Here is a 26,196-nt window from a genome sequence, read left to right as displayed (position 1 = left end):
TCACCTAATTATGAGCGCTTCAACCAACCGATTGACGAAGACTTAAAGGCGCCCTTAGTTTTAATTGTTGTATCAGATCATAAAGATGATGGATATTTAGACTTACTTTAGCACGAGTACAGGCAACGTAAAGTAATCTTAATTCTTCATCACTAATCTTGTGTTCTAAACCATTAATTTTAAATTGATAGTCATCTTCAATATGAACGCGATTCCATTCTAGCCCTTTCGCTTTATGAGCTGTGGAGATCACATAATCAGCTTGCTCAAGTGGAGTAATCTTTGCAAGTGCTTTTTTTAGCGGGTCAGTGCCGTGATCATCAACCAGTTTAACCAATGGCTTAATGTCACTTCCTTCATTGGTTTCACAGTACTCATGTACATCGTGCCATGAGTTAAACCATGCCAATTCAGGAACGTCAGTAACTCGTTTTCCTTGCTTTAAGAGGCTTGCGGCGTCTACAAAACGGTTTAGTTTTTGATGATCCGCCTGCAAACTCACTTTATCGCCGTGAACTAAGCCTGCCAGTAAAAGTTCCATTGCACGAGCATTGGTACGGCATAAAATCGCATCACGCATTTTTGTATGCGGTTTATTCACTACGCTTGATTTCTGGTTTGGATTACCAAGCAAGGGAACAGTTTCATTTAAACCGCCAAGCAGTGCATTGGCTACATCGGCAATCGTTTCGCCAAAACGAAAAGAAGTGGTTAACCGAGATTCCGGCAAGGGCAATTGTTGCATGGCATTAATTGCACCACGCCAAGCGTAGATTTGTTGATGTGCATCACCGACATAAATAACTTGAGTATTTTTTTGGCGAAGCAAAATGCCTAGCATTAGTGGGTCAGCATCTTGTGCTTCATCAAACAATACGTAGTCAGTAGGAATGTTTGGCTCAGACAATGCCCAAAGTTTGAGGTAAATATCATGCCCAATACCAGCTTGATGGTTTTGGTCAATCGATTCTAACCAACGTCGTTCCACAGCAGGGTAAAGGTGATTTTGTAATTCGATAATATCGTCTGGATGCAACCAGTTGGGCGCCTGAATATGTCGAGGTGCCGGATATTGGGAGCTTGTTGAACAGAAATAGCTCACAGCATTTGCGACAAGGCTCGCTAGGCGACTTGGCATTAAGACATATTTCTCGTAACGCCCACCCATCATACGTCGTAGCGTAATAGGTTCTAGTCGATATTCTTTAGCAATAAAACTTGGGCTTAGTCGTGGTAGACGTAATTTATCGGTTACACCGCGGGGTACGCTACGAAAAGCGAGCGAGTGAAAAGTACGGCAGTCTACATTACGATGGAATTTGTTTTGTGCTTCACCAGCAATAGCTTTGTTAAATGCTAGATACATACCACGGCGTTCAGGCATGGCATCGCTAATCATTTGTAAAGTGGTGGTTTTACCTGTGCCCGCATAGGCAATCACTTTAAATGACTGCCCAAGACGTGCGTTATCTATGGCAATCGCTTGCTCATAGGTGGCTTTAGGTTTTTCAATATTCGACACTGAGTGATTTTAAACCTTGTTGCGGTTAGCTTTTTCAACTAAACCAGATAAACCCTGACGACGAGCTAATTCGTCAATAATAAGTTGTGGATTAAGATCGAAATAACCCAACATCACAATAGTATGGAACCACAAATCTGCTGTTTCATAAACGAGATCATTTAAGTGAGCTTCTGAATCCTGTGCGGCAAAATCTTTAGCAGCAATAATTGCTTCTACGCTTTCTTCACCCACTTTTTCTAAGATTTTATTGATACCTTTTTTGTAGAGGCTTGCAACATATGAAGTATCAGCTTCAGCTTGCTTACGCTCTTGCATCAATTGCCCTAAGTGAGCAAGTACATCGACTTGTTCTGTGGTGTGAGCATGATCGTGGCTTTCAGTTTTAGCTTTGTCACCATAAATTGCAGTAGGGTCTTTTAATTGTGCATCGACAATTTCCCAACCCTGTGGTGTGAGTTTACGATAGAAACAAGACTCACGACCCGTATGGCATGCAATACCACCGTGTTGTTCAATTTGTAGAATAATTACGTCGCCGTCACAGTCCAGACGAATTTCATAAACTGTTTGGAAATGGCCTGATTCTTCACCCTTGTGCCAAAGTTTTTGGCGAGAGCGAGAGAAATAAACAGCCTGATTTTTTTCTGCTGTGAGCGCGAGTGCTTCACGGTTCATCCACGCCACCATCAAAATACGTCCGGTTTGATGATGTTGAGCAATGGCAGGGATAAGACCTTGTTCGTTAAATTTTACTTCATCGAGCCATTGCGTGTTATTCATGAGGAATCACCAAAGAAATATGAACTATAAATTGATTTCAATCAGATGCTAAAAAATAGCTTGTATAGTGTACGGCATCAACGTCGCTTTGCGGAAAAATTCTTTGCGCTTTTTGTCTTTGCCAGAGTAATGAACAACTTGTAACGCTTACCAGTCGGTATCTTATTCAAGTGGCTAAGACTTGAGGATATTTGAAATCTCAATCAAATTTTGATCTGGATCGCGAATATAAACTGAAAGAATAGGATGCATTGCACCCGTACGTTCAACGGGGCCTTCTTCAATTGTAATATTTAATTGATTAAAGTGCGCAATCACTTCGGAAATGGGAGTTTCTGAAATAAAACACAGGTCGGCAGATCCAGGAGTCGGCTGTAATGCCTTAGGTTCGAACTCGTTACCTTGCTGGTGTAAATTTATTTTTTGATTTCCAAACTGTAGAGCCTTTCTATCACCTTTAAAAGTGATGACCTCAAACCCTAATACGGTTTGATAGAAATTACATGTAGTTTCAATATTCGAGACAGTTAAAACAAGATGATCAAGATGGCTAATTTTCATATGTTATTCACTATCATTTAGTTGGGTTAATAGTCAGACAGAGATTCACTTTTTAAATTAAAAGTGCTGCTTTCTTTAGGTAATTGAGCGACTTGATCATAATCAATTTGCTGAAATGGACCAGTCTTTAAACCTGAAATTGTGATTGCCATTTCCTTTCGAAAATAGGGGATTTGATACATCCAAGGAAAAACTAAATCTCTTAAGCCTCCAGCCCACCAATGATCAGATTGATAAAGTGGTGTTAATAAACGACTGAGAAATTGATAAAACTGAGTAGATGAACGGCGGAGCTGGTGGTAGCGCTGCCAGAGCAGGGGCCAATCAATAGTTTGACTCTTTTGGGCATGTTGCAATGATTGCGAAAAAGCCCAAGCATCTAATAATGCCATATTTGCACCTTGCCCCAACTGTGGGCTCATTGCATGAGCTGCATCTCCAATCACACCAATTCTGCCTTGACCAAATTGAGTCATGACGACATCACGGTAATTTGCAGATAGCCATTTAGGTTGAGTTGGACTGTTATACAAAATCTCTTTGAGCCATTCTGCAACTTTGGGCCATCGCTCTGAGACTTGCTTTAACCAAGTTTGTTTAGCTTGCTCATCTTGTAAAAAGCTTTGTAATTGCGGGGTAGGTAAGCTCCAGAAGATACTTGAAAGGCGCTGCTTAGGTTCTGTTGGAATCGCTCCTGTAGGAAGAATTCCCATCATAATCTTCGAGCGATCATAAAATTGATGCAGAATTTCAGAATCGAGTACTTGGCACTCAGGCACGATACTCCACGCCGCACCCCAAGGATAGGCTTGGTCAACTTTTACCCATGCTTTGGGGCGTAATTGGCTCCGAGCACCATTTGCAATAAGGACGGCATCAAAGCAAGCATCAAACTTTTGATTTTGATGAGTTCCGAATAGTCGAACTTCATTGTTATGTTCTTCAAAACTCTCAACAGAATGGTTCATACGCCAAGTAATTTGGCTCGAATACTCACTAAGCTTTTGGGTTAGTACATGGCATAAAGTAGCTCGGTGTATACCTAAACCATAGAGATTTGTAGATGCTTCGTGATAGTGGCTGTCGACTAAAAGACGCTTGTTGGGAAGTTGCCCCTCTAACCCTGTTACTTTTGCTCCTAATGTTAGAGCCTTATCGAGCACCCCTAAATGTTCAAATACTGCTAAGCCTGCAGGTTGTAGTAATAAACCTGCACCTACTGGAGATAACTCATCAACTTGTTCAAAAATAGTAACGTTATTACCTTCACGGGCGAGCAAAATCGCAGTGGCTAAACCTGCGGTACCGGCACCGATAATCGCAAAATGAGAAGTTTTCATTGTTTGTTCTTTTGATGCATTTATGAATGCTAATTTAGCAATCAACGAATAAGCGATCTATATTTTTTTAAATTAAAGTTTAGTCATAAAAAAATCCCTTGCGCGGGCAAGGGATTTAAAACTTATTTCAAGATGCGCCAAAGCGCTAATAAACTGCTTAGCACAATTAAAATAATTGAAACAAACCAAGGGCTAATAATCGCAATAGTCAGTAAAATCAGCATGCTACTACCGAACATCCAACTGCGGCGTTGTTGATGTTCCATTTGCAAACGAAGTTGCTGCATTTCGCGTAACTGACGGTCTTGCCAAGCAGACTGATTTTTTAAACCATTTAAACTATCAACAATTAAGCTTGGGAAATCTTGAGCACCTAAAAGCAGGTCAGGTAGTTGCTGTCCTAACTCTTTTATATTTTTGACTGGGTTCATGTTGGCCTTGACCCATTCAGTCAAAATTGGTTTTGCCAATTTCCAGATGTCGAGCTGCGGGTAAAGATCGGTCCCTAGGCCTTCGACATGCACTAAAGTCTTTAGCAACAACATGAGTTGTGGTGGAATCTCTAAATGGAATCGACGAGCAATATCCATCACTTGAATCAAGATGCCAGCAAAATCAAGTTGATCCATTGGTTTAGACACCATTGGGCCAACGGTGCGACGCATTTCACGCGATAGCGCATCTTGGTCTGTACCCGGTGGAATCCAACCAGCTTGATGCACAATTTGAATGAGCTGCATAAAGTTGCTGTTCATTACAGCAAGCAACATGCGGGCAATGGTCATCTGGTCATGCTTAGATAACTCACCCATAATTGCACAGTCGAGTGCAATAAAGCGTGGATTGCTTGGGTTAATTGTTTCTACAAAGACATTGCCGGGGTGCATGTCGGCATGGAAAAAGTTATCGCGGAATACTTGCGTAAAGAAAATGGTTAATCCTTTTTCTGCAAGTTGTGCGCGGTCCATGCCGAGACGGTCAAAGGTTGCCGTATCTGAAATAGGAACACCTGTAATGCGCTCTGCCACCATGACATCTTTGGTGTCCATGTAGACTTCAGGCACATACATCATGGTTGAGCCAGTAAAATAATGGCGCATACGACGAGTGTTATCTGCTTCAATACTCAAGTCCAGCTCATTTAAGATAATCTGGCGGTAGTCTTGAATAATTTCAGAGAGATGTAAGGCACGAGCAGCTTCAAGGCGACTTTCTAGTGTATTGCCTAACCATGCCAAAATCTCAAAGTCTTGCAAAATTTGGTTGCGAATGTCGGGGCGAGTCACTTTAACAACAACTTCTCGACCATCGTGCAAAGCAGCAGTATGAACTTGTGCAATTGAAGCAGCTGCTAATGGCTGATCATCAAATCGTGCAAACAAGGTATTTACGTCAGCTTTTAATGATTCTTGAATACGTTGTTTGGCAACATTGCTATCAAAAGGTTTTACCTGATCTTGAAGTAATACCAATTGAGCGAGTATTTCAGGTGGAATCAAATCACGTCGAGTTGACAGTAATTGTCCAAGCTTAATTGCAAGCGGTCCCATCTCTTCCAAAGCTTCTTTGAGCTTTAAAGGATTTTTACGTTCGCGACTAGACCATGCAGCTGGGTGCATTTTAATAACACTTAATGCACGTTGAGCTTTAACTGGTAATTCATCCGCAGGGAACAACGTATCGAGTCTATAGTGCGCTGCAATACGCCAAAGTTCGAGTAAACGTGAAACGTGCGGAATCATATACAGTCTTACCTAGTCTTGAGAGGGTTGTAGTTGTGTGTTGAGTTGCTGCAATCTTGCTTCTAGACGGTCAATGTCTTGATTAAGCTTGCGAGTTGCTTGAGTTAAATCATCCATTTCCCAACGAGGGGCAAATAGACCGCTATCCTCTTTTAATGCGTCTTCTGCAAAAAATAGATGACTTTGAAGAGAGCGTTTTAAATGTTTGGGTGCAAGTTGAAGCTTGCCAATTTCGTGGGCGAGTTGAGGACCTACCCATCTTGATAAGTGCGAAGCTAAATCTGGTTCAGCTTGCTGCATAATCTTTTGAATATCCTGTAGCAGGTGGTAATCACCTTGCAATGGGATATTGCCAATCTGATCTGGATCGCTGACCAATAATTTAATCAGTTCGACGACATCTTTAACATGCAAAGTTGCTGTTGCTTCAGAAATTTTGAATTGCGCATCAAAAGGGCGTTGTTCAAAAATAGAAGGCTTTTCACTGTGCCCTGTTGCAGTAGTTTCAAGACGTACTTTTTCTTGGTCAAAGAATACATCGACAGAAAGCTGTGGGCTATCAATCACAACACGCAGCATTTTGCCCTGTAACTGATTAAGCTGAATGCGTGTAACCGCATCCAGATCGATCAGATGATGAATGATACGTTCGACTGCACCGAGTGCCAGAATCGACCACATATCGTTATCCCTTACAGTTTGAAGCCACGGTGAACGGCAACGATACCAGCAGTAAGGTTGTGATAGCCACAGTTCTGGAAGCCAGCATTTTCCATCATACCTTTTAAGGTGCGTTGGTCTGGATGCATACGAATTGATTCAGCCAAATATTTATAACTTTCTGAGTCATTCGCAACCAATTTGCCCATAATCGGTAAAGCAGTGAATGAATAGAGGTCATAAAGTTTTGAGAATGGCTCAAATACAGGCTTAGAAAACTCAAGAATAAGTAAACGACCACCTGGCTTCAACACACGGAACATAGAAGCAAGCGCTGCATCTTTATCTGTCACGTTACGTAAACCAAAGCTAATGGTGAGTAAGTCAAAGCTGTTATCTGCAAAAGGCTCTAAAGTTTCTGCATTGGCAAGTACGAAGTCAACATTGGTACAGCCTGCATCAATTAGGCGGTCGCGACCAACATTAAGCATAGATTCGTTAATGTCTGAAAGAACGACATGGCCTTGAGGACCAACTTCACGGCTAAATACTTTTGCTAAGTCACCTGTACCACCAGCAATATCTAACACGTGTTGACCACGGCGTACGCCAGACATGTTAATTGCGAAGCGTTTCCATAGGCGGTGAATACCAAATGACATTAAGTCATTCATCAAGTCATATTTGCTTGCAACCGAGTGGAATACTTCTGCAACTTTTTGAGCTTTATCTTCAGTTCTAACTGTTGAATAACCGAAGTGAGTGGTTTCACCCACGTTGCCAGTATTGCTAGCACCACGTGGTAAATTATATTTCGGTACAGAACCATTAACAGGTGTATCGGTTAAGGTTTGTTGTAAAGATTGTTGTTGCCCTTGAGGGGTACCTGACGGTAAAGGTGAGCTTAGGAATGGGCTAACTTTGTCTGAACTTTGTGCCTGCTCAGTTGGAGATGTTGGCTTTTGGTTTTCGTTAGACATATTGTCTCTCCTAGACTCAAACTCAAGTGAAACGGAATAAGTTCTGCATGATGACAGATTTTGTCTATTTTTACAGGCATCATCATGCAAATATAATGAATAAAATCTCAACTTCGTAAGGTTGATTTTTTCTCTGTGCCGACCTTATCACACTCTAAACGGATTCGGATGCCCTGAATGTACATTTTCAATAATTTGGCGTTCTTTTTCAGTAAAAGCCTTGATAAAGTTCTCGGCTGATTTTAACGGTTTCATCGCACTAAAACCATCTTGGATAAAATCATACATCAATTCGAAGTGATATTTCTGGGCAATACCTTTACACATTTTAAAAGCCGTAAACATCATAAATGAGCGCATGTATTTATCGAGTGCTGCGCCTAAATCATCAAGAAGAGCAAGCTGCTGATAACGAGCTTCTGCTTGGTCAAGCTTGATTAAGGTTAAACGCATAATCTCATCAGTGAGTACTGTATCTGCTGGATAGTCCTCAAGAAGCTGCATAGCCACTTGCTCATCAAGTTGAGTTGCAAGCACAGCCAGACTTACCGATTTAGTGCCAGTTTTAATTGCATTTTCAGGCAATACTTTTTCGGCTTTATGAGCATATTTCAATAAGCGTTCAATTTGAGCTGCAAGAGCATCAAACTCTGGACCACCATATAAACGATTTAAAAAATACTCTGACATGAGTTTGTGTTCAGGCAGATTAAAAAAGTCGTGATGCGTATCTTTCATCCGCTCTTTTAGCCATGTTTGTACATCTTGCAAACGTTGGGCAAGCACTGGATTATCGTGATAATTAAATGTTTTATATTGTTGTAAAAGATCATCAAAAGCAGCGAGTTTAGACATTTAAGGCTCTAATATTGGGCTATTTGCAAAAAATCATAAGAGGCATTGTAACCTTGTACTATGGCGAGTAGATGTAAAAAAAATGATTCATGCGTCAATTCTTAGACAGATTTTTGTCGCAATGACATAATTTGTATAGCAATTCATCATTTAACCGCCTAAGTTAAAGATCATCGAAATTAAACAATAAAAGATTAGAGCCGTGGACTATGAGTGAACAACAACCAAAATTTGAAATTCGAGATGAAGAACAGCTTTCAGTTGACTTGATTGAAGCCCAATATGCGTTAAAAGAAAGTCGGGGAAAACCCAACGCTAAAAGCACGCTCATTTTAATGAGTGGTATTGAGCTGGCAGGTAAAGGGGAAGCGGTTAAGCAGCTTCGCGAGTGGTTGGACCCTAGATATTTACGAGTCAAAGCAGATGCGCCACGTGTACTGACAGATACAGAAGCATTTTGGCAATCTTATTCGGATTTTATTCCTACCGAAGGTCAAATTGTGGTGATGTTTGGTAATTGGTATAGCGATTTGCTTGTTACAGCAACACATGTATCTGAACCTTTAGATGAGGCACGCTTTGATGCTTATGTTGAAAATATGCGAGCATTTGAACAAGATCTAAAAAATAACTATGTCGATGTCATTAAAGTCTGGTTCGATCTTTCATGGAAATCACTACAAAAACGTTTAGACAAAATTGACCCGTCTGAGCAACACTGGCATAAGCTTCATGGTCTAGATTGGCGTAATAAAAAACAATATGACACTTTGCAAAAGTTACGCCGTCGTTTTACCGACGATTGGTACATTATTGATGGCGAAGATGAAAAGCAGCGTGATCAGTTTTTTGCTCAGTACCTTTTACAGCACATGCGCCAACTTCCAGACCATGAAACCGAAGTCAAAGGAAAATGGCAGCAGGCTAAAATTCCAGAGAGTTTATTAAAGCCTTCTAATGAACCTCTTGAAAAAGCTGAATACAAAAAAGAGCTCGATAAATTAAGCAAAAAAATTGCTGATGCTATGCGTTTCGATAAACGCAATGTCGTCATTGCTTTTGAGGGAATGGATGCTGCCGGTAAAGGGGGGGCAATTAAGCGAATTGTTAAAAATCTAGACCCGCGTGAATATGATATTCACTGTATTGGAGCACCTGAACGCTTTGAAGCACGACACCCTTACTTATGGCGCTTTTGGAACCGTATTAATGAGGCCGAGAAAATCACGATCTTCGACCGGACATGGTATGGGCGTGTACTTGTTGAACGTGTTGAAGGTTTTGCTTCACCTTTAGAGTGGCAGCGTGCCTATGACGAAATTAATCGTTTTGAAAGAGATTTATTTGATAGCCAAACGATTGTGGTAAAAATTTGGCTTGCGATTAGCAAAGATGAGCAAGAGCAGCGCTTTAAGGCCAGAGAAGAGACACCGCATAAACGTTTTAAAATTACTGCAGAAGATTGGCGTAATCGTGATAAGTGGGATGATTATTTAAAAGCTGCAGCAGATATGTTTGAGCGAACCAGTACTGACTATGCACCTTGGTATATTGTTGCAACTGATGATAAATATACGGCACGTCTAGAAGTATTAAGGGCGGTTTTAAAACAGCTGAGAGCAGATTAAGCTCTCAGCCATAAGGCATAGATTAATTTACAATGGTGGTACGGCTTTTTTGCTGAATACGCTTTGCAAGATTGTAACTGTCAGTAAGATGCGTTTCTGCTATTTTTTTCATCATGAAATAGCCTAAACTAGCTGCTACAATTTGTCCGCCTAGCGGTATAAATTTAGTCACTTGTTTCGTTACGATTTTGCCAAAAAAGCCGTTAAATGTTTTTTTAACGGTCGTGCGTGCCACTACAAAGCCTGAAAATTCAAAACCACGTTTACGTAGTTCATCCCAGTGAATTGTTTTAGTTTTTGGGTCATAGACACTTACGTGTTCAGGGGCCAAACCAAAACGGGAATTGATATCTGGAATCAGGTGCGACAAAATTCCCAAATCTATCACCACGTCAAAAAAAGGAATCGGTACAATTGCCGCTCCTGCTGAGACGTAAGCTCTTTTTTTGATGAGATCATGGCACTCATCGCGAATTTGTTCCAGATTTAGGCTAGGATCAATATAGTCAGGAATCTTGTCAATTTTCATAATGTCTACCTGTATAAATTTCTTGATGGCGTCATTCAAACCAAGTGTAAGTGACACCTGAAGTTAAATTATGCTGTGTTTAAACCAACGTGACATAGTCAGATTCAGTTGTATAGTAATGAATGTTTATGATTTTGTGCATAAATTATGCAAGCAGGAAATGAAATAAATGGGGATCCATGTTATTCAAAGTCAACGTATTGATGTGTTGTTGCAAGGTGTATTAGCGTCTACATCTCAAGCTTCAACGCATCCATTACAGGTTTTGAAAACCCAGCATTTTATTGTTCCAAGTCCTGCGGTCGAGCAGTGGCTGATACAAAAACTTGCAGAACAGCAAGGCATGAGTGCCAATTATCAGTTTCACCAACGGGTACGCGGCTTCCAGTGGTATGCCTACCAGCAAGTTTTAACTGCGCATAAAGAACAGGTCCGTAAAGCGAACATTCCACGCTTGATTTTTAAATGGCGGGTTCATCAGGCTCTACACGAATTTATTCAACCTGACACGATGAGCATAGACATATCGCATCCTTTACATTCTATAGTTCAGCGTATTTATGACAGCGCAGATCGACTCGAACAAGGCATAGATAAACAATTAAAAAAACAAAAAATGTTGTATTGGGTCGCTGAGCAGGTTGCTGATTTATTTAGCAACTATATGATTTATCGTGGACAGTGCCAGCGTGGTTGTGAAAATGGTTGCACTTGTCCTGAAAATTGGTTGTCTGCTTGGGGGCAGGGTCGAGCACTCGATATTGAAAAATATATTGTACAAAAAGATGAAGAAGTGACTGCTTTTACATTGCACCAAACTGAGGAGTTAGAACGCTGGCAGCGTTGGTTGTGGCAGCAACATTTTCATGATGATTTTGTGCAGATGCAGCAAATTGATGCGTTGTTCTGGCAAGAATTAGATCATCCGGACCGTAGTAAGCGCGCTATTTCAAGATTACCTAATCAAGTGGTGATCTTTACTTTATTAGATTTACCGCCAAGCCAGTTACAGTTCTTGCGTCGTTTAGGCCAATATATTGATGTATTGATTTTGCACTATAACCCGTCACAAGAATATTGGGCCGATAGTGTCGATCCACTGTGGAAGCAGCGTTATGACTTAGGGGTAAAAGAGCGTTTTATTGCAAAAAATCCAAAGGCTACAGATGCTGAAATTAGTGATTTCTTTAATAAATTTACACTCAACTTTAATGCTGAAGCGCGTGAGTCCAGACATCCGCTTTTAACCAGATTGGGTAAACAAGCCCGCGACCACTTTTCACTATTATCGAATTTGTCTACGGGCGAAGAAGGTAAGTGGGTTGATGCTTTTGTGGATGATTTTCCAGAAAGTTTACTCGGTAAAGTTCAGTCAGATATTTTGCATTTAGTGGAACCCCAAGCTAAACAATATGAGCTTGTTCCAGACGATGACTCTATTCAGATTCATGTTTGTCATTCGACTCTACGCCAACTTGAAGTATTAAAAGAGCAATTGATTGGTTGGTTAGCTAAACCGCATGAGCAGCCGCGCCGACCAAACGATATTTTAGTTTTAGTTCCTAATTTAGCCGACATAGAGCCTTTAATTCGAAGTGTATTCCCCGCTACTGCCACTGAGCAGGGTGTGCATTTGCCCGTGAAAATCGCAGGTGTTGCATCGCTCGATGCACTGAATGCATGGCGTGCTGTAATTGGGCGTATTCAACTAATGCAGGGACGTTTTAGCTTTGATGATTTTGCTGACTGGTTAAGTTTGCATGCGACCCAGCAACGTTACGAACTTGAATATGTTCAGGTTGAGCGAATTTTAAATTTACTCGCCGATGCAGGCTTTAAACGAGGGTTTGATGCAGAACATCTCAAGCGAAGTTTATGTGAAGGGGATGACGATTATCGATATAGCTTTAAATTTGCCTTAGAGCGATTGGCTCTTGGTATTGCCGTGCCTGTGCATGCGACATTTAATCAGGTGTTGAGTTATGCCAAAGTTCAACCGGGTGACTTCGAACTGATTGGTACACTCATTCAGATTTATCAAGATTTGAATGAGCGCCGTGATTGGCTGACGCTGCATGAACAGGGGAAAGTCTACACGGTTGAATATTGGCTTCAGGTGCTGGGTAAAGATATTGTTGAATTTGAACAGGTCGGTGTTGCTGCTCTAAAAGCCGTTCGGGAAATTGTTAAAAAACAAGAGCGAATGTTGACGCTCGCAAGCTATTACGCCGAGACAGAAACAGGAACTTTGCGCAAAATTACGTTGCCTTTGCCTTATATTGTTGAAGAAATTCAACGGACATTAGAAAGTCAAAGTGCGCAAGCTGAACCGACAGGGCAAATTACCTTTGCCCAAATTGGACACATTCGGCCATTACCTTATCGTTTAATGGTCATGCTAAATCTGGATGCAGGGCAATTTCCAAACCGAGATACCCATGTGCCATTTGATTTAATGGATGCACTGCGTCAACAGTTAGGTGACCGCTCTCGGCTTGAAGATGATCAAGGTGCTTTTTTAGATGCATTATTATTAGCACAAGACAATTTATGGCTGTTTTATAACGGTTTTGATGTGAATGATGGTGAGGTGCGAGAACCATCTAGTATCCTTCAAGAGTTCCGTGAACACCTTGCCTTGATTGTGAAAGCTGAAGACGATGTACCTGAGAACGTAGTTGTTGAAGGGATTGAGATTCCATCACAGTTAAAACAACTCTATCACTTACATGACTTACAGCCCTTCGACCCGAAAGGTTTTACTGTAGAAAAAAGTGTTATCCGTTATCAAGATCACTGGTTTAAGGTCGCTTCACAAATTCAGCAAATCTCAGGAAACCGTCAACCTTGGGCGAATACGACCTATCCGCTACAAGCTCCTGATATGCTGGTTTTAGATAGCCAGCAGTGGATACAGGATGTGACGTTCCCTGCACGTTTATATTTGAAAACTTTAGGGGTGGAAAACTTAGGAAGTGTCGGAGTGCTCGACCAAAATGAACCGTTATTATTAGATGGTTTAGGGCGCTATGCGATTCGACATTTTTTACAGCAATCTGAACAGCACGCACAACCAGAAGTATTAATTGATCAGTTGCCTGTAGGTAAAGTCAAATATAGTGCATGGCAACAAGGTGTGTTTGAGCAAGAATGTTTGCTTGAACGCCTTCATCAATATGCACCAGCAGTGACACCAACGACTCAGCGTATTTGGCGAATTGCTAAACAGCTTCATATGAATATTACGGTTCCAAAGTCTGAAACTCAGGATTGGGTCAGCATGGAGCCTTCAAGTGCCCGCGCAAAAAGACGCGCGAAAGTCTGGTTGGAACACTTACTTTGGTTAGCTTATTTGAATGAGGGAAGTGCAGGAGCTGAAAAACGCCGTATTGTGGTTTTTAGCGATCAAACTGTGATTTGTAGTGGGGTTAGTTCTGAGCAAGCTCGGCAATATTTACAGCCATGGTTTAAAATCTGGCGTCATGCACAGCAACAACCCTTGGTTCTACCAGCAGCCTTATTATTAAAACCATTAGAAAAAGCCAAAGCATATCAGTGGGAAACAACAAATCAGGCAGAAAAAGCAAAACTGGATGAGAAGAGCTACACTGAGCTGTTAAAATACTGGAATGAAACAGGGTCATTTACCACAATGGATATGACTCAAAATGAAGCTTGCAAGTTGCATCGAGACTGGAGCTTTATTTTACAAGAACAAGATGCGCAAGCTTTGCTTCAACATGCTTGTGATGAGTTTGCATATGATCTGTATCATCCGGTTTTTCAATTTCAACATTCGGAGTAAGACATGAACTCAAGAGTACAGGTGTCTTATCAACCTATTATTGATATTGAATTTAGTGGCTTACACTTAATTGAAGCTTCGGCAGGTACAGGAAAAACCTATACCTTATCAAGTTTGATGGTCCGTATCTTTCTTGAAAAGTACTTGCCTCGACAAGTGATTGCGACCACTTTTACCCGTGCTGCCGCTGCTGAGTTGAAAAGTCGTATTCGCGCCCGTTTGGTCGAAACGTATCGTTACTTAGAGACCAAGCGTAGTTTTACAGAACACGAATTAATTACGCAGGCTGAGCAAGAGTCTGACTTATTACTTCAACATATTTTAAAAAGCTTTGCGACGCGTATTGCCTATGCGTGTGAACGTTTAAAATTGGTCATCGATCAGTTAGACGAGTTATTTGTCGGGACACTCGATAGCTTTAGCCAAAAACTATTACGTGAGTTTGCCTTTGAGAGTGGCAAAATTGAACGCGCTCAAATTACCGATGATGCCAAAACTTATAGCCGACAACTGATTCATGATGTTTTACGTGAATGGATACAGTCTCAACCTCAGACCGTGATTGATGCGTTGTATCTGGCAGGTGAGTTAAAAAGTGTCGATAGTTTTGTCAAACTTGTTGAAGACTCACTGAATTTTAGTTCGGCTCACTTTAAACTTCCTGAAAAACCAACCATTCAATTTGAACAACTTGCTCAGCTCAAACAGTTGGCAACAGAAATTGACTTAAGCCTTTTAGAGCCGTATTACTTGCTTGATGGCGAGCACTATAAACATGTGAGTGGTACCGTATTTCGGAATGGTGCATTTAACAAATTATTTAGTGAATGCTTACCACAGCTTTTGCAAGTTCTAACGCAAAGCGACAGCATTTTGGTTTTTGATGGGTCTTTGACTGCACAACGTGAGCTTGTTTTTAAGTTTTTAGGTCAACTTGCCGATCAGAAAGTTTTCAAGAAATGTCCTGCTGAAATTTCAGATGGTTTCTATCAACATCCTTGTATTCAACAGATTCAACAGCTATTTGGTGTGCTGAAAAACTACGCCGAGCAGTTCGACCAGCTTCATATTTTTTTAAAAGCCTATTTATGTGTTGAGGTGAAAAAACGTTTACCTCAGGTTTTACAAAATAAAGGCGAAACTACTTTTTCTCAGCAAATTCGGACACTTTCTGAAGCTTTAAAAGGTGAGCAGGGGCAGCGTTTTGCTGTATTTGTTCAGGCGCGTTATCCCTTAATTTTGGTCGATGAATTTCAGGACACCAACCAAGATCAAGACGATATGCTGGCGAGCATTTGGCGTCATCCAGAGCGCTACCAAAAAGGTTGCATGATTATGGTGGGTGACCGGAAACAGGCGATTTACGGTTTCCGCGGTGGGGATATGCTCACCTTCTTAAATGCCTATAAAGATATTCAAACTAAACATGGCCGCGAATATAAGTTAATTCATAACCATCGCTCCGTTGCTGACTTAGTTGAAGTGGTCGATGCCTTATTTCAGCGACAAATTGATTTCGGTGAAGAGGTTCAATATGACCCAATTCGAGCGGGAACTCGGCCTCATCCTGTACTGATTGAGCAGAACAATCATAATCCTCATCCTTTACGTTGGCTCATGCTCAAAGATAAAGAAACAGAGGCACAGCAAGTTGCTTGGAAGATTCGAGATCTACTCAACCAGTCACATGCTGGAGAGCTATATTTTCAAAAAGATGCTCAGACTCAAACCTTAAACGAAGATGATATTGCGGTATTGTCCCGTAATCATGATGGCCTCGATAAAGTTCAATTTGAGCTTGAGCGTTTAGGAATTCGGGTTAACAGGCCATCAAAACGAAGTGTTTTCGATTGCACAGTTGCGCAAGACGTTGGTGCTTTGTTGACTGCCATACTTCATCCTTACGATGAGGCAAAAGTGAAGCGGGCTTTGATTAGCCGTCTATTTGCTATGGATTTAAAACAACTCTTGCAGCTTGAGCAGACAGCTGAAGGGTTAAGCCAGTTTATGACTGGTTTTGACATGATTAGAGAGTTGTGGTCCGCTCAAGGCTTTTTAGTGGCATGGCAGCAATGTCTCATCCAATTTGATATATGGCAAAATTTGGTCACTGCCCAAAGTAAAGATAATGAACGGGTTGTAGTGAACTTGCGTCATTTGACTGAAATTTTGAGTCAGCACAGTGAGAAATACTCAGGCGCGCAAAACCTCTATCACTGGTATCTCAAACAGTTGGGTTCTCCTCTGGATCGTGATTGGGAGTTAGAGCGTAAATTGTCGAGTGAAGCTGGTGTTCAGCTCATGACAATTCACCAGTCAAAAGGACTGGAATTTAAGATTGTTTTCTTATTAGGTGCAGACAAGCCCTTTCGAGAAAATAATAAAACACTCAATTTTTCAACCCAAGATGTAGTCCAACCAGATTCAAGCAAGACCTTGACTCAACGTGTAGTTGCGATTGCTGATAAAACTTATTTGAATGAAGTTGAACTTAAGCAACACGAAGAACGAGCGCTTGCTGAACAGAATCGTCTTTGGTATGTCGCTTTAACGCGAGCAAGTCACCGCGTCTATGCACTTTTACAAGATCTTGATGGTAAATCAGTATCAGGTCTCGCGTTTTGGAAAAATAGGACTGAGCCTTTTCAACACCGTTGCTGTACGGATGAAATGGTTTTGGAGCAGATTCCACAGGCAATTCATTTAGCCAAACAAACAAGTATTATTGAAATACAAGCGCAACGGTTTCCTGAACAACGTTTTTATTCGAGAGGTAAAACTAGTTTCAGTTATTTGGCACAGCATTTAAAACATAAGGCTGGCACAGATTTATTGGCCAGTCAGAGCAATGATGCTGTATTAGCAGAAGATGAGTTGGACTTAATCAAAACTGCTGAAGCAATCAGTGCTCAGCCGATTGACTGGATCAAGAGTAACTTCCCGCGAGGAACGCTTGCCGGTAATTTCTTGCATGAAATCTTTGAGCATATCGATTTTCAATGTTCAGATGACTGGGTAAGTGAAATACGTCGTCGTTTTAAAAATGACTATAGTAGTCTTTGGCAAGATTTACTTAATAAATATAACGAGAGCTTCCCAGAGCAAGAAGATGCCGAGAATCTGCTTTACCAGTCAGTTGCAGAGTGGCTGAAAGATATTTTGCGAACGCCACTTTATCAAGGTTTCCGACTAAATCAGCTTCAACAAGAGCAGTATTTGTCAGAGTTTCCTTTTTATTTGGCCTTGTCAGATCGAGTTCTAGCGATGACACGTATTCAGCAGCTTTTCGCTGAGTATGGGTTGAATATGCCTGAATTACTTGAAGCACGTTCAGCACGTTACCTCAATGGTTCTATCGATTTAGTTTATTTTGATGGGCAGCGTTACCACATTGCCGATTATAAAAGTAATTACTTAGGTGATGATCTTGCAGATTATCGTAGCGATAGCATTGCCCAAAGCATGTCTTTAGCAAGTTATTGGCTACAAGCAGGTCTATATCTCGTTGCATTACATCGCTATTTGCAAGTCAAAATGCAGAATTACCAAATTGAGCAACACTTAGGTGGGGCAACTTATCTTTATTTACGTGGCATGAATGGTGAAGCTGAGCAGGGCTATTATTACTGGCAGCCTAGCATTGAGTTTATTCTGCGTCTTGATGCCATTTTAGGGTATTTTGCTGAGGATAAAATTGCATGAAAAATGCTGATAAAGTATGTAATTTTAATATTAACAAATATTTGGCATGTGGATAAGCCTGTCTATAACCATGTGGACAAGCGTGTGGAAAACTAGGTGGATAAGTGTGTGGACAATCTAAATAGCTCTGAACAGACCGATTTAAGCTGGTTAACAACGTGGAGTAACTTCTTAAATCAGGCTCCATTTACTGAGCAATCGCAAGGGCCAGAAGCCACTTGTTACTTGCAGCAGCTTATTGAAGCGAGCTTACAAGGCGATAGCTGTATCGATGTCAGTTCTGAGCAAATTGCAGCACTTGGTCAGCTTGCTATATCTGCCGATCAAGCAACCTCAAATGTTGCCCCATGCGTCTATGATGAGCAGGGGTTGGCATTATACCGATATTGGCACCTAGAGCAACGACTTGCAGAACAAATTTGTCGATTAAAGCAACAATTAATTCAACCTGTATCTTGTGATGACCACTTAGACCTACTCACAGACCCGCATCAACAGGCAGCTTTACAAATGGTTGCTCGACAGAGCCTGAGTATCATTACGGGTGGGCCAGGTACGGGTAAGACCTATACGCTTGCACGTATTATTGCTGTGCTTAGCCAAGCGATTCCGAATATTCGTGTGGCGATGGCTGCTCCAACAGGTAAAGCGGCACAGCGCATGCAAGAAGCCTTACAGAACTCGTTTAATGACCCTAAATTGCTTGAGTCTGGATTAATTAGTGAAGAACTAAGGAATCAGGGAACACAAACAATTCACCGTTTGTTGGGAATGGGACATAGCCAAACACCACGGTTTAATCAAAAACAACCACTTCCTTATGACGTGATTGTCGTGGATGAGGCTTCTATGCTGGATTTAAATCTAGCTACTCTTCTATTTGAAGCAGTGCCAGAGTCTTGTCGAATTATTTTATTAGGTGATGCAAATCAGCTCGCTTCCGTCGACGTCGGAGCGGTTCTTGCTGACTTGCAACAAATACAGGCACTCGCCGACAACAGGGTACAATTACAAACCAGTCGCCGTTTTGCTGAAGGGGCGTTGATTGGGCAGGTGGCTAAATTTATTCAGGCACAAACCTATCAACAAGATCATGCAGCGGTTTTGCAACAGTTTGAAATCGACATTGTTCAGGTTTCAGAGTTACGTTCAATTCCTTTAGAAGTTGATATGTCCGATGTGGTTCAGCTTGAGTATTTGCCGGAAGGGAATAACGCAGAAGTCGAAATTTACTATCAGAAGCTCATGCTCGGTTTCCAAAGCTATGTAAAAAGCCTAAAAAATTATTTAAAAGGAGAACGCTCGATTGAACAAGTCCAAAACATAGTAAAAGCATTTGATGACTACCGCATTTTAACGGCTGTTCGTCATGGTCCATTTGGATTACAGCAGTTAAATCAATATGCGCAGCGTTGGATACAGCAACAACTTTCAGTAGTGACAGCAGGGGGATGGTATGTGGGTCGTCCGATCATGATGACTTATAACGACTATCAGCTCGGTATTTCAAATGGTGACATTGGTCTGTGTTTTGAACACAGAACTCAACCTCAGCAGTTTGAAGTATATTTTCCAAGTTTGAATAAATGGGTCGCTGCAAATCGATTACCTAAAAGTATTCAAAGTGCATTCGCTTTAACAATTCATAAATCGCAAGGGTCTGAATTTACACACACTGCTGTCGTTTTAGATCAAGCCGCAAAGAATTTATTAAGCCAAGAGCTTATTTACACTGCGATTACACGCGCCAAAAAAGTAGTAAGCCTTTTGGTTCATCCCGAAGCTTTACTACAGTCCTTTACAGTTCGTACGACACGAAAAAGTGGTTTAGTTCAGAAAGTTAATCGATTAGTTCGTTAAGCCAAACTTAATATTTTCACCCTTGTAAGAAAAAGCTTACATAGATTCGAGATATTTGCTGCTAGAGTACACCCCACGTTTTTGAGATTATAAACGCACAACGAGCTTGGCAAGGAATGTCGGGCAAAATCGCACAATAATAATAGCTTAAGTCGAGAGACTGCGAACTTACAATGACGTAGGTGTATAAAGAGGAAACTTACAGCCGCTAAGCCTTGTAGTTTTGGGAGAGACTACAGGGCTTTTTTATATTCTCAATTTTATTTACTTCTAAAAATTATCAGAAAAGTTCGGATTTAAGCCAATATTGAGTGTAATTTCTTTTAAAAATTTATATCAATAATATCAATATATTTATCTGTAATATGATTTTTAAACAGCCATTTTTCCTGTGAATTGTTAAGTTAAATGTTATACAGAACTGTACGATAATGGGGCAAAAACCGTTATTTATTAAATATTAGACAGACCTGTACGTTTTTGCTTACATGATGATAAGAAAAATACTACTTTTCTTCATAATTGGATATGTCACAATACATCATATAAGGAAATAGAAACAAAACAACGGAAGTCAGTTAAAACAACAAGAAGGATGTGACTAGCATCTCACCAACGATAATAAAAATAGAAATAACACGATAAACAAAAACTACAGCGCAAAAAACCCAAGCAGAAATGCTTGGGTTTTTTATTTGATTTACACTAAGTTCGTTTCATGAGCGTCGCTGCCAAACAAAGATCGGCGCTGATCTCTAGGAATGCGTGGGCATTGTGTTGAAATCTGATAAAGCACATTGGCTAAAGCAGGTAGGTGAGTTCCCACGACCGATTTGCCCGTTGTTAATAGAGAAACACTAATATCTCGTTCAGGGTCGGCCCAACATAAAATGTTGGAGAATCCTAAATGACCAAAAGCTTGCCCCGTCATGGGACCAAAAAGGCCTACAGGATTACTACCTAACATTGGACCTAAGGCATAGCGCATTGGAATGAGTAAAGTACGGTCAATGTTAACGCCTGTGGTCGGCAGTGTTGCCCTGAAAATCGTTTTTTCACTAAATATTTGCTGACCGCCGTAGCTTCCGCCACTTAAAAGCATTTCAAAGAAACGTCCAGCTTGCTCTGCACTCGTATAAATGTTGCCGGCTGGGCAAATTGTGTCCATAAAACGACTATCGTTAGTCACATCAACTGCAAGTTGCAACCCTCCACCCAACACATGATTTAGATAGTGATCGGTACCAAGCCGAGGGTGTAGACCTGTTGCACAGTTTAAGGCCACTTGTGAGCGGTATTCTGGTTTTAAGCCATAATTGAAATAAGGCATTCCCATTGGCTTTTCGATAGTTTGATGTACAAACTCACGTAAATTTTGCCCAGTCACCCGTTCAATGACTTCCCCTAAAATATAACCCGCGGTAACCGCATGATAGGCAAGATGGTTACCAGCAGGAGACACAGGCTTGGCAGCATATAAACGTTTTAAAATTTCATTTTTATCAAATAGGAGTTCGGGCGTGACATCGCCATCAATATAGGGAATGCCACCACGGTGTGCTAATAAATGAAAGAGAGTCGCACGGCGCTTACCATTTACGCCGTATTCCGGAATATAGTAGCTCACAGGATCAAGTAAATTGATTTCGCCCTTTTCATCTAATAGATGAATCAGCATGGCGGTGATCATCTTCGATGCTGAAAACAGACAAACGGGCGTATCTGGAGTCGCAATCAGGGCATTCTCTTGTAGTCCCGCCGGAGAGTTCCCTTGAGCATATCCAATGCTTCTGTTCAGCAAAACTTTACCTTGTCTACGTAAGCAGAAGGTAATGAGTGGATAATTTCCAGTTTTATATAGTGCTTCTATACTGTTCCAGATTTTTTGAATCTGGCGCTCAGTCATTCCACCCTGTTCAGCAGCAACTTCATCTTGACGACGAATAACTTGCTCAATATTGTCCGGTACTGGACAAGTGTTGGTTGAAAAAATTTTCACACGTCCCTCGCGCTTCTTTCTTTTTATTCAAAGCTAGTGTGCAGGGTTAGCATGCTCGTGTCAGTGTCTAAAATGACAAGTTACTGAAAACTATTTTGCAATCCACCTATAGATACCTTAAAATAGGCAACTTGCTGTAGTGATGCACGGCAGTCAGTTGCCTCAACTGATTCATATCGTTTACTTTTTTAAGCATCTCGGAGAAATCGAATGGCTTTAACTAATGCAGACCGCGCAGAGATCATTGCTAAATTTGCTCGCGCTGAAAATGACACTGGTTCACCAGAAGTACAAGTAGCTTTATTGACTGCTCAAATCAATGATTTACAAGGTCACTTTAAAGCTCACAAACACGACCATCACAGCCGTCGTGGTTTGATCCGTATGGTTAACCAACGTCGTAAATTGCTCGACTACTTAAATGGTAAAGACCACGGTCGTTACACTGCTTTGATCGGTGCTTTAGGTTTACGTCGTTAATTCGATTTTCACTTTGTTTTCGCTATTTCGCATGTCGCAATGCTTTATCGCTGAAAAGAGAGTTTCACTTAATTTTAGGTTAAGTGATGTTTAGAAGGGGCGCTTGTGCGCTCCTTCTTTGCGTTTAATATTATTTAAAATTTTTGGCCTAGTGTGATGGCTTCTAAGCTTTGTCATTTATCTACCAACAGTTGTAGTCTGAATGCCAAACCTTAGGGGTCTCACTAGAATAAAATTAGGAAAATACAATACATGTCAATGTTTAATATCGTTCGTAAAGAATTCCAATTCGGTCAACATCAAGTCGTTTTAGAAACGGGTCGCGTTGCACGTCAAGCAAACACAGTTTTAATTACAATGGGTGGCGTAACTGTTTTAGTTGCAGTTGTTGCTCAACCTAAAGCAAAAGCGGGTCAAGACTTCTTCCCGTTAACAGTTAACTATCAAGAAAAACAATATGCAGCTGGTCGTATCCCTGGTGGTTACGGTAAGCGTGAAGGCCGTGCTTCTGAGGCTGAAACTTTAATTTCACGTCTTATTGACCGTCCAATTCGTCCATTGTTCCCAGAAGGTTACTTCAACGAAATTCAAGTAACAGCAACAGTTGTTTCTTCTGACAAAACTATGGATGCTGATATTGCAGCAATGCTTGGTACATCAGCAGCATTATCTATTGCTGGTACTCCTTTCCGTGGTCCAATCGGTGGCGCACGTGTTGGTTTAATCAACGGTGAATATGTTCTTAACCCGAACTTTGAACAGTTGAAAGAAAGTGACCTTGACCTTGTTGTTGCTGGTACAGAATCTGCTGTATTAATGGTTGAATCTGAAGCTAAAGAGCTTTCAGAAGACCAAATGCTTGGTGCTGTGCTTTTCGGTCATGACGAAATGCAAATCGCGATTCAAGCAATTAAAGAATTTGCTGCAGCTGCTGGTGCAGTTGAATCAACTTGGGTTGCTCCAAGCAAAAACGAAGCGCTTCTTGAGCAATTAAAAGCAGCTTTCGAAGCTAAAATTTCTGAAGCATATACAATTGCGGTTAAACAAGACCGTTATGCAGCACTTGATGCACTTTATGCAGAAGCTGTAGCTCAGTTCGTTCCTGAAAATGACGAAACTGGTATTGCTGACGAAGTAAATGAATTATTTGAAGACCTTAAATACCGTACAGTACGTGACAACATCTTGTCAGGTAAACCACGTATTGATGGCCGTGATACTAAAACTGTTCGTGGTATCGACGTTCAAGTTGGTGTATTAGACCGCGCTCACGGTTCTGCATTATTTACACGTGGTGAAACTCAAGCGTTGGTAACAACAACTTTGGGTAATACTCGTGATGCATTAATGGTTGATACATTGTCAGGTACCAAAACTGACAACTTCATGTTGCACTACAACTTCCCTGCATACTCTGTAGGTGAAACTGGTCGTGAGTCTGGCCCTAAGCGTCGTGAAATCGGTCATGGTCGTTTAGCACGTCGTGGTGTTCAAGCTGTTCTTCCTGCTGCTGACCGCTTCCCGTACGTAATCCGTATCGTATCTGACATTACTGAATCTAACGGTTCATCTTCAATGGCTTCTGTATGTGGTGCTTCATTATCACTTATGGATGCGGGTGTTCCACTTAAAGCACCAGTTGCTGGTATCGCAATGGGCTTAGTGAAAGAAGGCGAGCGTTTTGCAGTACTTTCTGACATCTTGGGTGATGAAGATCACTTAGGTGATATGGACTTTAAAGTAGCAGGTTCTGCAAACGGTATTACTGCGCTTCAAATGGATATCAAGATTGAAGGTATCACTGAAGAAATTATGGAAGTTGCATTAAACCAAGCATTTGCTGGTCGTATGCACATCCTAAATGAAATGAATAAAGTCATTTCACGTGCTCGTGCTGAAATCAGTGCTCATGCACCGACATTTGAAGTGATTAACATCAATCCAGACAAGATCCGTGATGTTATTGGTAAAGGTGGCGCAACGATTCGTGCCATTACTGAAGAAACTAAAGCTGCAATTGATATTGAAGACAACGGTACAGTTCGCGTATTTGGTGAAACTAAAGCTGCTGCTCGTGCTGCGATTGCAAAAATTCAAGCACTTACTGCTGAAGTTGAACCAGGTAAGATCTATGACGGTAAAGTAATCCGTATTGTAGAATTCGGTGCGTTTGTAAACATCATGCCGGGTACTGATGGTCTTCTTCACATTTCGCAAATTTCAAACGAACGTATTGCGAACGTGACTGACGTTCTTAAAGAAGGTCAAGAAGTGAAGGTACAAGTTGCTGATGTTGATAATCGTGGTCGTATTAAATTGACTATGAAAGACATCGAACAAGCATAATTGTTCTAGTGACACGAAAAAGTCCGCTTGATGCGGACTTTTTTTATGGCATGATGCAAGTAATACAAAAACAGATCGTTGTGGTATGCAGGTTTATTATTTTTATCGCCATCAAAGCGACGGCTATGTCTTTTTAAGCCGCGAACAGCATAGTGAACATGTTCTGGAGTTCTTCTGGATTGATAGTGTCAGAACGGATGTGGTTAACCATAACGAAGAATGGCAACAAGAGATTCAAAAGCTTTCAGGTGTGGTTATTAATGAGTTTCATATGCGGGATATTGCCAATATTGAACATCCCTGTGCATTTGACACACTTGAAGAATATGATCTATTAATTTTTAAGAAATTAGTTACGCCTGACGATGAAATTAAGCATGCAGAATCACAAGATAGTGTTTTTGGTTTAGCAACGACGCCGATTAGTTTTATTTTGACACCTGATGTGCTGATTAGTGTGCGCGAGCAGGGGAATAAGTCGATTGAAAACTATATTCAACGTCTCGAAAATATTTTATGTAAAACTTTAGAAGAACAAAACAAAACCCGTAAATTACCGAATTCACCCGTCGATTTATCATTACGCTTGTTAAATAGTATGGTTGATGGTTATCTTGATATCCGCTCACCATTGACGAGAAGAGTAGAGCATTGGCAACAACAACTATTGCAGGGTAATCGTCGTTTTAAACAATGGCACCAGTTGTTTCATGAGAATATGGCCTTTCAACAGGTCGAAAATTTATGTGAAGAACAAATCGAAACCCTTCAAGAGTTTCGGGATGAAATTGTAGAAAATTACCATCATGTTGTTGGTAGTCACATCCATAATTCTCAAGATATTTTACTGGTTCGTTTAAATGATTTAATGAGTCATGTGGAACGTATTCAGAAACATACTTTACGTTTACGTAGTGCAATTCAGTCAGCAATTGATTTGCATTTTTCTGCTATTGCGAACCAAACCAATGAAAACATGCGGATTCTTGCGATTATCACAGCAGTCTTTGCACCACTTACCCTTTTAACGGGCATTTATGGAATGAACTTTGAGTTTATTCCTGGTCTTAAATCACCTGTTGGTTTCTGGATTATGTTGGGTGCCATGCTGATTAGTACGATTTTTCTGTTGTACTATTTTTATCGACAGCACTTGGTTGGGCGTGGTGAAAAAAGTGTGATTGATTTACTGGCTCAACAGCATCGTCAAGATCGGATGAATTTGTTTTGGTTTTTGGAATATGAGCCGATTAAACAGACTGTGAAGGAGTTGGAGAAGATTACTCGATTAAAATAAATTTTTATTTTTATTGAATTTTTTCAAAAAATTGCTCGAGCTAATCGTCATCCACAACCTGCCCATAATTTAGAAATTATTGTTTTTGCAAAATAATGATTTAAATG

General features: G+C 40.8%; 17 protein-coding genes. 7 read left to right on the top strand and 10 right to left on the bottom strand.

What is annotated here, in order from left to right; all coding sequences use genetic code 11:
* Positions 1 to 19: 19 nt before the first annotated feature.
* From UC75_RS14305 to UC75_RS14270, 8 genes are all read right to left on the bottom strand, one after another.
* A complete protein-coding gene (locus tag UC75_RS14305; RefSeq protein WP_005301860.1) occupies positions 20 to 1,522 on the bottom strand; it encodes a UvrD-helicase domain-containing protein in 1,503 nt (500 codons plus the stop codon).
* A gap of 9 nt (positions 1,523 to 1,531) precedes the next feature.
* Positions 1,532 to 2,305: a bifunctional phosphoribosyl-AMP cyclohydrolase/phosphoribosyl-ATP diphosphatase HisIE gene (gene hisIE, locus UC75_RS14300; RefSeq protein ID WP_005301863.1), complete on the bottom strand. Its 774-nt coding sequence runs from the start codon at positions 2,303 to 2,305 to the stop codon at positions 1,532 to 1,534.
* Positions 2,306 to 2,479: 174 nt separating this feature from the next.
* Positions 2,480 to 2,866, bottom strand: coding sequence for a VOC family protein (locus UC75_RS14295; RefSeq protein ID WP_049837977.1), 387 nt, complete (start codon positions 2,864 to 2,866; stop codon positions 2,480 to 2,482).
* Between the two features lie 26 nt (positions 2,867 to 2,892).
* A complete protein-coding gene (locus UC75_RS14290; protein WP_049837976.1) occupies positions 2,893 to 4,206 on the bottom strand; it encodes an FAD-dependent oxidoreductase in 1,314 nt (437 codons plus the stop codon).
* A 122-nt stretch (positions 4,207 to 4,328) separates the two neighbouring features.
* On the bottom strand, positions 4,329 to 5,948 hold the full coding sequence (locus UC75_RS14285) for an ABC1 kinase family protein (RefSeq protein WP_004794982.1): 1,620 nt from the start codon (positions 5,946 to 5,948) through the stop codon (positions 4,329 to 4,331).
* Between the two features lie 12 nt (positions 5,949 to 5,960).
* A complete protein-coding gene (locus tag UC75_RS14280; protein ID WP_049837975.1) occupies positions 5,961 to 6,629 on the bottom strand; it encodes a ubiquinone biosynthesis accessory factor UbiJ in 669 nt (222 codons plus the stop codon).
* Between the two features lie 11 nt (positions 6,630 to 6,640).
* A complete protein-coding gene (gene ubiE / locus UC75_RS14275) occupies positions 6,641 to 7,588 on the bottom strand; it encodes a bifunctional demethylmenaquinone methyltransferase/2-methoxy-6-polyprenyl-1,4-benzoquinol methylase UbiE (protein ID WP_049837974.1) in 948 nt (315 codons plus the stop codon).
* 147 nt (positions 7,589 to 7,735) lie between these two features.
* Positions 7,736 to 8,443, bottom strand: a complete 708-nt coding sequence (locus tag UC75_RS14270; RefSeq protein ID WP_049837973.1) for an FFLEELY motif protein — start codon at positions 8,441 to 8,443, stop codon at positions 7,736 to 7,738.
* Between the two features lie 209 nt (positions 8,444 to 8,652).
* Between UC75_RS14270 and UC75_RS14265 the strand changes: the two genes are divergently transcribed.
* A complete protein-coding gene (locus UC75_RS14265) occupies positions 8,653 to 10,071 on the top strand; it encodes a phosphate--AMP phosphotransferase (protein ID WP_049837972.1) in 1,419 nt (472 codons plus the stop codon).
* A gap of 22 nt (positions 10,072 to 10,093) precedes the next feature.
* Here the strand turns inward: UC75_RS14265 and UC75_RS14260 are convergent, their stop codons facing one another.
* On the bottom strand, positions 10,094 to 10,600 hold the full coding sequence (locus UC75_RS14260; RefSeq protein ID WP_016139418.1) for a hypothetical protein: 507 nt from the start codon (positions 10,598 to 10,600) through the stop codon (positions 10,094 to 10,096).
* A gap of 169 nt (positions 10,601 to 10,769) precedes the next feature.
* Between UC75_RS14260 and UC75_RS14255 the strand changes: the two genes are divergently transcribed.
* The 3 genes from UC75_RS14255 to recD all read left to right on the top strand — a co-directional run bounded on the left by UC75_RS14255 (position 10,770) and on the right by recD (position 19,967).
* Positions 10,770 to 14,405, top strand: a complete 3,636-nt coding sequence (locus UC75_RS14255) for an exodeoxyribonuclease V subunit gamma (protein ID WP_049837971.1) — start codon at positions 10,770 to 10,772, stop codon at positions 14,403 to 14,405.
* A 3-nt stretch (positions 14,406 to 14,408) separates the two neighbouring features.
* A complete protein-coding gene (locus UC75_RS14250) occupies positions 14,409 to 18,107 on the top strand; it encodes a UvrD-helicase domain-containing protein (RefSeq protein ID WP_049837970.1) in 3,699 nt (1,232 codons plus the stop codon).
* A gap of 108 nt (positions 18,108 to 18,215) precedes the next feature.
* Positions 18,216 to 19,967 carry an exodeoxyribonuclease V subunit alpha gene (gene recD / locus UC75_RS14245; protein WP_049837969.1) on the top strand — a complete coding sequence of 584 codons (1,752 nt, stop codon included), beginning with the start codon at positions 18,216 to 18,218 and terminating at the stop codon, positions 19,965 to 19,967.
* A gap of 700 nt (positions 19,968 to 20,667) precedes the next feature.
* Here recD and UC75_RS14240 read toward each other — a convergent pair.
* Positions 20,668 to 21,966, bottom strand: a complete 1,299-nt coding sequence (locus tag UC75_RS14240; RefSeq protein WP_049837968.1) for a serine hydrolase domain-containing protein — start codon at positions 21,964 to 21,966, stop codon at positions 20,668 to 20,670.
* 210 nt (positions 21,967 to 22,176) lie between these two features.
* Here UC75_RS14240 and rpsO point away from each other — a divergent pair, with 210 nt between their 5' ends.
* The 3 genes from rpsO (at position 22,177) to UC75_RS14225 (ending at position 26,089) form a co-directional block, all read left to right on the top strand.
* Positions 22,177 to 22,446, top strand: a complete 270-nt coding sequence (gene rpsO, locus UC75_RS14235) for a 30S ribosomal protein S15 (protein ID WP_002114951.1) — start codon at positions 22,177 to 22,179, stop codon at positions 22,444 to 22,446.
* Positions 22,447 to 22,704: 258 nt separating this feature from the next.
* A complete protein-coding gene (pnp, locus tag UC75_RS14230) occupies positions 22,705 to 24,792 on the top strand; it encodes a polyribonucleotide nucleotidyltransferase (RefSeq protein WP_171056879.1) in 2,088 nt (695 codons plus the stop codon).
* A gap of 85 nt (positions 24,793 to 24,877) precedes the next feature.
* The gene (locus UC75_RS14225; protein ID WP_049837967.1) at positions 24,878 to 26,089 is read left to right on the top strand and encodes a magnesium transporter CorA family protein; all 1,212 of its coding nucleotides are present in this window, start codon (positions 24,878 to 24,880) and stop codon (positions 26,087 to 26,089) included.
* Positions 26,090 to 26,196 lie beyond the last annotated feature (107 nt).

The sequence above is a fragment of the Acinetobacter sp. V2 genome (assembly GCF_001188385.1).
In the GTDB taxonomy this organism is placed as follows: Bacteria; Pseudomonadota; Gammaproteobacteria; order Pseudomonadales; family Moraxellaceae; genus Acinetobacter; species Acinetobacter oleivorans.
Note: the sequence above shows the minus strand (reverse complement) of the source record. Positions and strands in the feature narration are given on the sequence as shown.

Bases quoted from the DNA above. Each gene is read 5' to 3' on its own strand.
- UC75_RS14265 (WP_049837972.1), top strand. From the start codon at position 8,653: ATGAGTGAACAACAACCAAAATTTGAAATTCGAGATGAAGAACAGCTT.
- pnp (WP_171056879.1), top strand. From the start codon at position 22,705: ATGTTTAATATCGTTCGTAAAGAATTCCAATTCGGTCAACATCAAGTC.
- UC75_RS14295 (WP_049837977.1), bottom strand. From the start codon at position 2,866: ATGAAAATTAGCCATCTTGATCATCTTGTTTTAACTGTCTCGAATATT.
- UC75_RS14225 (WP_049837967.1), top strand. From the start codon at position 24,878: ATGCAGGTTTATTATTTTTATCGCCATCAAAGCGACGGCTATGTCTTT.
- UC75_RS14260 (WP_016139418.1), bottom strand. From the start codon at position 10,600: ATGAAAATTGACAAGATTCCTGACTATATTGATCCTAGCCTAAATCTG.
- hisIE (WP_005301863.1), bottom strand. From the start codon at position 2,305: ATGAATAACACGCAATGGCTCGATGAAGTAAAATTTAACGAACAAGGT.
- UC75_RS14255 (WP_049837971.1), top strand. From the start codon at position 10,770: ATGGGGATCCATGTTATTCAAAGTCAACGTATTGATGTGTTGTTGCAA.
- UC75_RS14270 (WP_049837973.1), bottom strand. From the start codon at position 8,443: ATGTCTAAACTCGCTGCTTTTGATGATCTTTTACAACAATATAAAACA.
- UC75_RS14280 (WP_049837975.1), bottom strand. From the start codon at position 6,629: ATGTGGTCGATTCTGGCACTCGGTGCAGTCGAACGTATCATTCATCAT.
- UC75_RS14250 (WP_049837970.1), top strand. From the start codon at position 14,409: ATGAACTCAAGAGTACAGGTGTCTTATCAACCTATTATTGATATTGAA.
- UC75_RS14285 (WP_004794982.1), bottom strand. From the start codon at position 5,948: ATGATTCCGCACGTTTCACGTTTACTCGAACTTTGGCGTATTGCAGCG.
- ubiE (WP_049837974.1), bottom strand. From the start codon at position 7,588: ATGTCTAACGAAAACCAAAAGCCAACATCTCCAACTGAGCAGGCACAA.
- rpsO (WP_002114951.1), top strand. From the start codon at position 22,177: ATGGCTTTAACTAATGCAGACCGCGCAGAGATCATTGCTAAATTTGCT.
- UC75_RS14290 (WP_049837976.1), bottom strand. From the start codon at position 4,206: ATGAAAACTTCTCATTTTGCGATTATCGGTGCCGGTACCGCAGGTTTA.